This window comes from Paenibacillus sp. 01L418 (assembly GCF_056400045.1).
This window is the reverse complement of sequence record NZ_JBFTSN010000325.1, coordinates 1-7,375: the sequence shown is the minus strand read 5'-3', so window position 1 is coordinate 7,375 and position 7,375 is coordinate 1. Positions and strand designations below refer to the sequence as shown.

The window sequence follows — 7,375 nt, the reverse complement described above, 5'->3', positions numbered from 1 at the left end:
GTGCAATAGCAACCAACGCTTGATCCGGCTTTGGCCTCTCATTACTCTTTAAAGTGGACATTATTTTCGCATCCCCCTCCTCATTTAGGATCGTTGCTCGATAGGCAGCCAAGGCAGCAAATCACTGCCTATATAATCGGCATTTGGACGAATGATTCGATTGTTTGCACGTTGTTCAATGATATGGGAAGCCCAGCCGCTGGTACGAGAAATAACGAAGATCGGTGTAAAAAGTGAGGTTGGAATGCCCATAAATCGATAGGCTGACGCGCTGTAAAAATCCAAATTGGCAAATAGTTTTTTCTCTTGCAGCATTATTTTCTCTATAGACTCGGAAATTGGATAAATGATTGAATTCTCAGCCCCTGCAGAGAGTCTATTTGACCAGTATTTAATAATATCGGATCGTGGGTCAGAAACAGAATAAACACGATGTCCAAAGCCCATAATTAATTTCTTGTCCTTCAGCATTTGCATAATTCCGATCTCGGCTTCGCGCACGCTGCCGAATTGTTCAATCAGCTCCATCGCGGCTTCGTTGGCACCGCCGTGAAGAGGTCCACGGAGTGTGCCAATGCCAGTCGTAATGGCGGAATACATATCTGATAAAGTAGATGCAGTAACACGTGCTGCAAATGTAGAAGCGTTGAATTCATGCTCCGCATACAATACAAGTGAAACATCAAAAGCTTTCTCATGAAGCTCGTTCGGGCGTTGATCATGAAGCAGCTGCAGAAAATGTCCAGCAACACTTTGTTGATCTGTCTCTGTATCAATCCTTCTCCCACTCTTCTGATAATGATACCAATATAATAAAATAGAGGCGCTGCAGGCTATTAATCTATCAGCGATGTGGGAAGCGTCACGCTCCTCATTTTCTGGTTCGAACGCAGCTAACGCCGAAACCCCCGTTCGAAGCACATCCATTGGATGTGTGCTGCTCGGCAACTGCTCCAATATGTTCAATACACCTGCTGGCAGTTGTCTAAGTGACGCAAGCTTCTTCCTGTAATCTTTTAACTGGACATCGCTTGGCAAGGCTCCATATAACAGTAAAAAAGCAGTTTCTTCAAAGCTGCCATGAAGGGCGAGATCATCAATCGAATAACCTCGATAGGTTAAGCCCTTTCCTGCTTTTCCGACTGTCGAAATCGAAGTCTGTCCCGCTATAACGTCGGCGAGACCGCCTTGTTTTTTAGTTGTCATGACGGTTCTCCTCCTCTTTGACTCCATAAAGCTGATCCAGCTTCTCTTCGTAGCTCAAATAATCGAGGAGGTCATAAAGCTCTGCTCTAGTTTGCATAACATTTATGACATTTTTCTGTGTTCCTTCTTGTTTTATCGTTTCATAGACATGAAGAGCTGCTGCTGACATTGCGCGAAAGGCGGATAACGGATAAAGAGCTAAGCTGACACCTGCATGCTCAAGCTCATTTATCGTATACAGCGGAGTTTGCCCGAACTCCGTAATGTTTGCGAGTATAGGAACCTTCACCGCATCAGCAAAGGCTTGATAATCCTCAAGTTTTGTTATTGCCTCAGGGAAAATCATATCTGCTCCGGCCTCCACACATGCGCATGCCCGTTCAATCGCTGCTTCTAACCCTTCTACCGCAAGCGCATCCGTGCGAGCCATAATGACAAACTGATCATCTTCTCTTGCGTCTGCAGCTGCTTTAATCCGATCAATCATTTCCTCCTTGCTTACGATTGCTTTGTTAGGGCGATGCCCGCAGCGTTTAGCCAGGATTTGATCTTCAATATGAACGCCGGCGGCTCCCGCACGGTTCATCAGCTTAATCGTTCGCGCAATTTGGAAAGCTCCTCCAAAGCCCGTATCCACATCTACGAGCAGCGGCAGCTCTGTAACACTCGTTATTCTTCTTACATCCTCAAGACAATCCTGCAGCGTTGTAATCCCAAGATCAGGCAGACCGAACGACGCATTAGCAACACCTGCACCAGATAAATACAAAGCGCGAAACCCTGCTCTTTCCGCCATTATTGCCGAAAAGGCATTAATAGCGCCTGCGATCTGCAAAGGCTTCTCGACTTGAAGCGCCTCGCGAAATCGCGCTCCGGGAGTATGACCCATCTCGCCACCGCCTTTTTAGAAATCATAATGATTTGAGTATTTTGCCGCTAATTACGATTCGGTGAATTTCGTTTGTTCCCTCGTAAATTTGAGTGGCTTTCGCATCTCGGAACAGTCGTTCTATCGTTGATCCTTGCAGACAGCTGTCTGATCCGAGCATTTGCATAGCCTGGCTAGTCACTGCAACTGCTGTATCAGATGCGAACATTTTGGCCATGGATGCTTCCTTCGTACAAGGCAAACCTTCTTGATGCAAATACGCCGCGCGATAAACGAGCAATCTCGCTGCCTCTACTTTAGCTATTATGCCAGCGAGTTTAACTTGCTGATGCATTGCCTTCTGATCTGGCTTTATCAACATTGCAGCCTTCGGTTGGAAGCGGTCATTTAGAATATTTAGTGCAGCTTGCGCAATTCCAAGCGCTTGGGCGCTGATTCCGATACGTCCGCCATCAAGGGAGCCTTTGGCTATGGAAAAGCCTTTGCCTTCTTCGCCAAGTCTATGGGAAACGGGTATCCTTAATTGATCAAATATAAGCTCACAAGTATTCGATCCGTGCAAACCTAATTTTTTTTCTTTTCTTCCGATCGTTAGCCCTTTTGTTTCACTTTCAATAATAAAAGCGGTAATGCCGTATGCCCCTTTGCTTGCATCAGTCACTGCAAATGCAACATAAACATTGGCAGCGCCGGCATTCGTGATAAATACCTTTGATCCGTTCAAAACATAATATTCACCGTCTAATACTGCTGTTGTTCTTATAGAGGAAGCGTCCGAACCCGCGTGAGGCTCTGTTAACGCGAAAGCGCCTAACCGCTCACCCGAAGCAAGCTTGGGAACATAGCTTGATATTTGAGCTTGCGTACCATAATGCAGGATCGGCAAAGTGCAAACCGAAGTATGAACGGATAAGATGACGCCAAGCGCTGCGCTTATCTTTGATATTTCGTTAACCGCAGCAATATAGGAAATGAAATCGCAGCCTGCTCCTCCCCATTGCTTAGGAATTGGAATGCCCATAAAGCCTGCTTGTGATAGTTTTTCAATGAGAAGGCTGGGAAATTGATCATGTTGCTCCATGAGTGGCACAGCGCTGGCTACTTCTGTCTCTGCAAAACGTCGTACCGCTTGTTGCAGCTCTAACTGTTCCTTTGAAAGTCGGAGTTCCATTGCCCGTCTCCCTTCGGATGTACCTATCCCTTCTCATTTGAGTACACATAAAAGCCACGTCCGGCTTTCCTGCCTAGCCAGCCAGCCTGCACATATTTGCGCAGCAGCGGGCATGGTCTATACTTTGAATCGCCGAATCCAGCCTGCAGTGTCTCCATGATTGCTAAGCAAGTATCGAGCCCAATAAAGTCGGCAAGCGTAAGCGGACCCATCGGATGGTTCATGCCAAGCCTCATCACTTGGTCTACAGCTTCCGGTTCAGCGACCCCCTCATACACCGTGTAAATCGCTTCATTTATCATAGGCATCAGAATTCGATTGGAGACAAAGCCTGGGAAATCTTGAACCTCAATCGGCGTTTTCTTGATTGTGAGCGTCAATGCTTTTATTTTTTCAAATGTATCGCTCGAAGTCTCAAGACCTTTAATAATTTCGACTAATGGCATAATAGGTACGGGGTTCATGAAATGCATGCCGATTACACGCGAAGCTCTTTTTGTTGCTGAAGCTATTTCTGTAATCGATAACGAGGACGTATTGGTAGCCAAAATGGCATTTGGTTGACAAATTTGATCAAGCTTTTCAAAAAGCGCTTTTTTCATCGTCATATTCTCAGGCGCAGCTTCAATCATTAGATCAGAGCGATTGGCGCACATTAAGTCTGTGGAAGTTAGGATGGATTTTATGGTCTGAGTTCGATCAGACTCGCTAATATTTCCTTTGGCGGCAAGTCGAGTCAGTGAAGTATTAATTGAGGCAATCCCCCTTGCCACGGCAGCTTGCTCAATATCGTAAAGGGTTACCTGCAACCCATTTTGCGCTAACGTCTGTGCAATTCCGCTGCCCATTTGTCCAGCTCCAATTACGGTAACGGTTTGGATAATCATGAGCACCCCCTTTGCCTTAGCCCTCCACCTGAATGAGCATGGCATCACCCTGGGCTCCGCCGCTGCAGATGGCAGCAATGCCTAAACCGCCGCCGCGGCGCTTCAATTCATAAATTAAAGTGAGTAAAATTCTTGCGCCGCTTGCACCGATTGGATGGCCAAGCGCGATCGCACCGCCATTCACATTGACCTTCTCCTCATCCCAGCCTACTATTTTCCCGCAGCTGAGAATGACAGAGGCAAACGCCTCGTTCACCTCAAATAAATCAATGTTTTTTAAAGGAATGCCCGTTTTTCGCAATAGCTTTTGGATTGCAAGCGCTGGAGCAGCAGCTAAATTAGGAGCACTTGCACCAATGGTGCTATGTCCGATAATTTTGGCAAGCGGCTTGTGTCCGCCTCGTCTCGCTTCTTCCTCCGACATGAGGAGCATAGCGGCGGCGCCGTCATTCACACTCGGAGCATTCCCAGCCGTAATCGTACCGCTCGGACCATGAATCGGTTTTAGCAGCGCAAGCTTCGACAAATCCGTGTTAAAACGTGGCCCTTCGTCGATGGCCAAGATAGCGTTTGCAGAAGTGTAGTAAGGCTGAACTTCATCCTCAAATAATCGCAGATTTGCAGCTGAGCTCGCACGGTCATGACTCCTTAATGCCCATTCATCTTGTTCCGTTCGGCTAATATTATGATCTGTTGCAATTTTGTTGCCATAAACAGCCATCAGGACATCTTCGAAAGGACAAAGCAGACCATCATGAATCAATAAATCCGTCAGTTCGGCATTTCCCAGCTTGTTTCCCCATCTAGCCGTTCGAACAGCAAATGGCGCCTGACTCATGCTCTCCATTCCGCCAGCTAATATTATGTTTGCATCTCCAGCACGTATGATCTGATCTGCCATAGAGATGGCTCGCAAGCCTGAAGCACAAACTTTGTTAATCGTTTCCGCTGGAACGCTCCAATCGATTCCGGCAAGAATGGCAGCTTGTCGAGCTGGGTTTTGGCCGCAGCCTGCTTGAAGCACCATTCCCATCATGACGGCATCAGCTTGACTTGCGTGTATGCCCGTTTGCTGCATGGCTCCTTTAATGACGGCAGCGCCCAGCTCAACGGCTTTCTCATTTTTGAACATGCCGCCTAGCTTTCCGAATGCTGTTCGTTTCCCTCCTATAATAACGGTCTGGCGCATGGTGATATACCTCCTACTCCTTCAGCATCCGATGGATGCAATCCACTTCCATCCCGCCTGTTCCAAGCCCCGTTTCCACACATTTTGCATCCCTTAAAAACCGTTCCATCCGATATTCTTGCATATAGCCATAACCGCCAAATATTTGTACAGCCTCAATCGCAACGGCAACAGCCATTTCTGCCGCGAACTTACGCGCGATGGCGGCTTCCTTTGCAAAACTTAAGCCTTCATCCTTGCGCCACRCCGCTTGATAAGCGAGAAGCCTGGCTGCTTCCAGCTGAGTTGCCATATCTGCAAGCTTGAAAGAGATGCCTTGCTGCTTTCCAATTAAATGACCGAATTGCTTGCGTTCCTTGGCATAGGCAGCTGCAGCTTCAAAAGCTCCTTGGGCAATGCCAATGGATTGCGCAGCTGCACTCAAATGCCCGATATCGATGGAATTCAAAATGATTTCAAATCCTTGACCATCTTTTCCGATTTTGTTTGTCTCAGATATCTCACATTTATCCAGCTTCATATTTGAAATGTGGAAAGAACGCAATCCCATCGTTCGTACTCGCTGCCCAATTTGCCATCCAGCTGTACTCGTTTCTATTAAAAAAGCAGTACATAACGATTTCTTTCGTTTTAACTCCGTCTTTGCAATAACAATGCAATAATCCGCAATATCTCCATGAATGACACATTTATGCTCGCCACATAGCTCCCAGTGATCTCCTCGTCGACGTGCTGAAATGCTGCTGCTCAATCCCTCGTTCCCCACTACTGTCGATGGCAGAGCGCATCCACCCAGCTTTACACCTTTTGCGAGGTCCTTAAGATACAAAGCTTTTAAAGCGTCGCCGCCAAAAGTGAAAATCGGCATAGCAGCATAAACCGTATGGGCGGCAAGCTGAGCAGCTGTAGAAGCGCAGACACGAGCCAGTTCTTCTATCACAATAATGAAAGTCATCCAATCGCTGCCGGCACCGCCATTTAAGTCATCAATAGGTATGCCTGTTATGCCTAGTTTAGCCAGCTGGTCAAATAACGATCGATCATACTGCTCCTTCTCATCACGTTCGACTGCTCTAGTTGCAACCTCGCTTTCTGCAAATTCCCTTAACACTGCGCGAGTCATTTCCAGCTCATCGGATATAGAAAATTGCATCTCACTCCACTCCTTCTTATAAGAGGCATGGTTAGTGGACAATGTTCGACGGTATCCGCACGTATCGTAGTATATGAAGACAGACCGCTGAAAAATGACTTCGATCTCTCGCCTTATATGCAGCTTATCTTTAACATTTGAGCTCGGATAAACAAAAAAAAGCCAACCCCATTAGGTTGGCTTATACTATGTTTTGCTGTGAGCTATACACTTTGTTGAGTAATTACTCCACCCGGTTCGAAGGTCAGCAGCTTTGTAGCGATTTTATCAATGAAGAAACGATCATGGCTTACGGTGAGTACTGCTCCAGGGAAATGAATTAACGCCTGCTCCATCACCTGTATGCTGGTCAAATCCAGATGATTGGTAGGCTCATCCAATATGATGAGTTCGGCGCCGGACAGTAAACATTTTGCGAGTGCCACACGTGCCTGTTGACCGCCGGATAAACTTCCGATCACTTTTTGAAGGTCTGCTTCCGAGAACTGCAGCATAGAAAGAAATTTATTCACTTTCTTGCGAGGGGCATTAAGGCCAAGGCCATAGATGTTCACTGCATGGCTTACCGTATCCTTCTGATCGAGCTCGTCCCACATGCGATTGAAATAGGCGTAGCTTACGCCTTTGCTAAACTGCACGGCACCTGAATCAGCCGGTTCTTGTCCTGTTAACACTTTAATTAAAGTGGATTTTCCGCTGCCATTTGAACCGATAATAGCAATCCGGTCTTCCTTCTGGATATCAAAGCTGACATCTTGAAAGATAACACGCTCAGCATAGTTTTTGCTTATTGCATCGACAGTGCATAAGTTGTCTGGAAAACGCAAATTTTCATAAATATCAGTAATCAGAACGTTTACAGGATGCGGCTCTACTCTTT

7 protein-coding genes are annotated in these 7,375 nt (G+C 46.6%); all 7 read right to left on the bottom strand.

Annotation, left to right across the window (positions count from 1 at the left end):
* Window positions 1–84 precede the first annotated feature (84 nt).
* Entirely contained in the window at window positions 85–1,206 is a 1,122-nt protein-coding gene (prpC, locus tag AC1DSE_RS26380) for a bifunctional 2-methylcitrate synthase/citrate synthase (RefSeq protein WP_477511651.1), read from the bottom strand.
* Window positions 1,196–2,095, bottom strand: a complete 900-nt coding sequence (gene prpB / locus AC1DSE_RS26375; protein ID WP_477511650.1) for a methylisocitrate lyase — start codon at window positions 2,093–2,095, stop codon at window positions 1,196–1,198. Before prpB ends, prpC begins: the two co-directional genes overlap by 11 nt.
* A 22-nt stretch (window positions 2,096–2,117) precedes the next feature.
* A complete protein-coding gene (locus AC1DSE_RS26370; protein ID WP_477511649.1) occupies window positions 2,118–3,266 on the bottom strand; it encodes an acyl-CoA dehydrogenase family protein in 1,149 nt (382 codons plus the stop codon).
* A gap of 23 nt (window positions 3,267–3,289) precedes the next feature.
* The gene (locus AC1DSE_RS26365) at window positions 3,290–4,153 is read right to left on the bottom strand and encodes a 3-hydroxybutyryl-CoA dehydrogenase (protein WP_477511648.1); all 864 of its coding nucleotides are present in this window, start codon (window positions 4,151–4,153) and stop codon (window positions 3,290–3,292) included.
* Between the two features lie 16 nt (window positions 4,154–4,169).
* Window positions 4,170–5,342 carry an acetyl-CoA C-acetyltransferase gene (locus AC1DSE_RS26360; protein ID WP_477511647.1) on the bottom strand — a complete coding sequence of 391 codons (1,173 nt, stop codon included), beginning with the start codon at window positions 5,340–5,342 and terminating at the stop codon, window positions 4,170–4,172.
* 13 nt (window positions 5,343–5,355) lie between these two features.
* Window positions 5,356–6,495 (bottom strand): acyl-CoA dehydrogenase family protein, encoded by a 1,140-nt coding sequence (locus AC1DSE_RS26355; protein ID WP_477528437.1) that lies wholly within the window; start codon window positions 6,493–6,495, stop codon window positions 5,356–5,358.
* Between the two features lie 203 nt (window positions 6,496–6,698).
* The coding region (locus AC1DSE_RS26350) for an ATP-binding cassette domain-containing protein (RefSeq protein WP_477528436.1) at window positions 6,699–7,375 on the bottom strand (677 nt) is incomplete at its 5' end.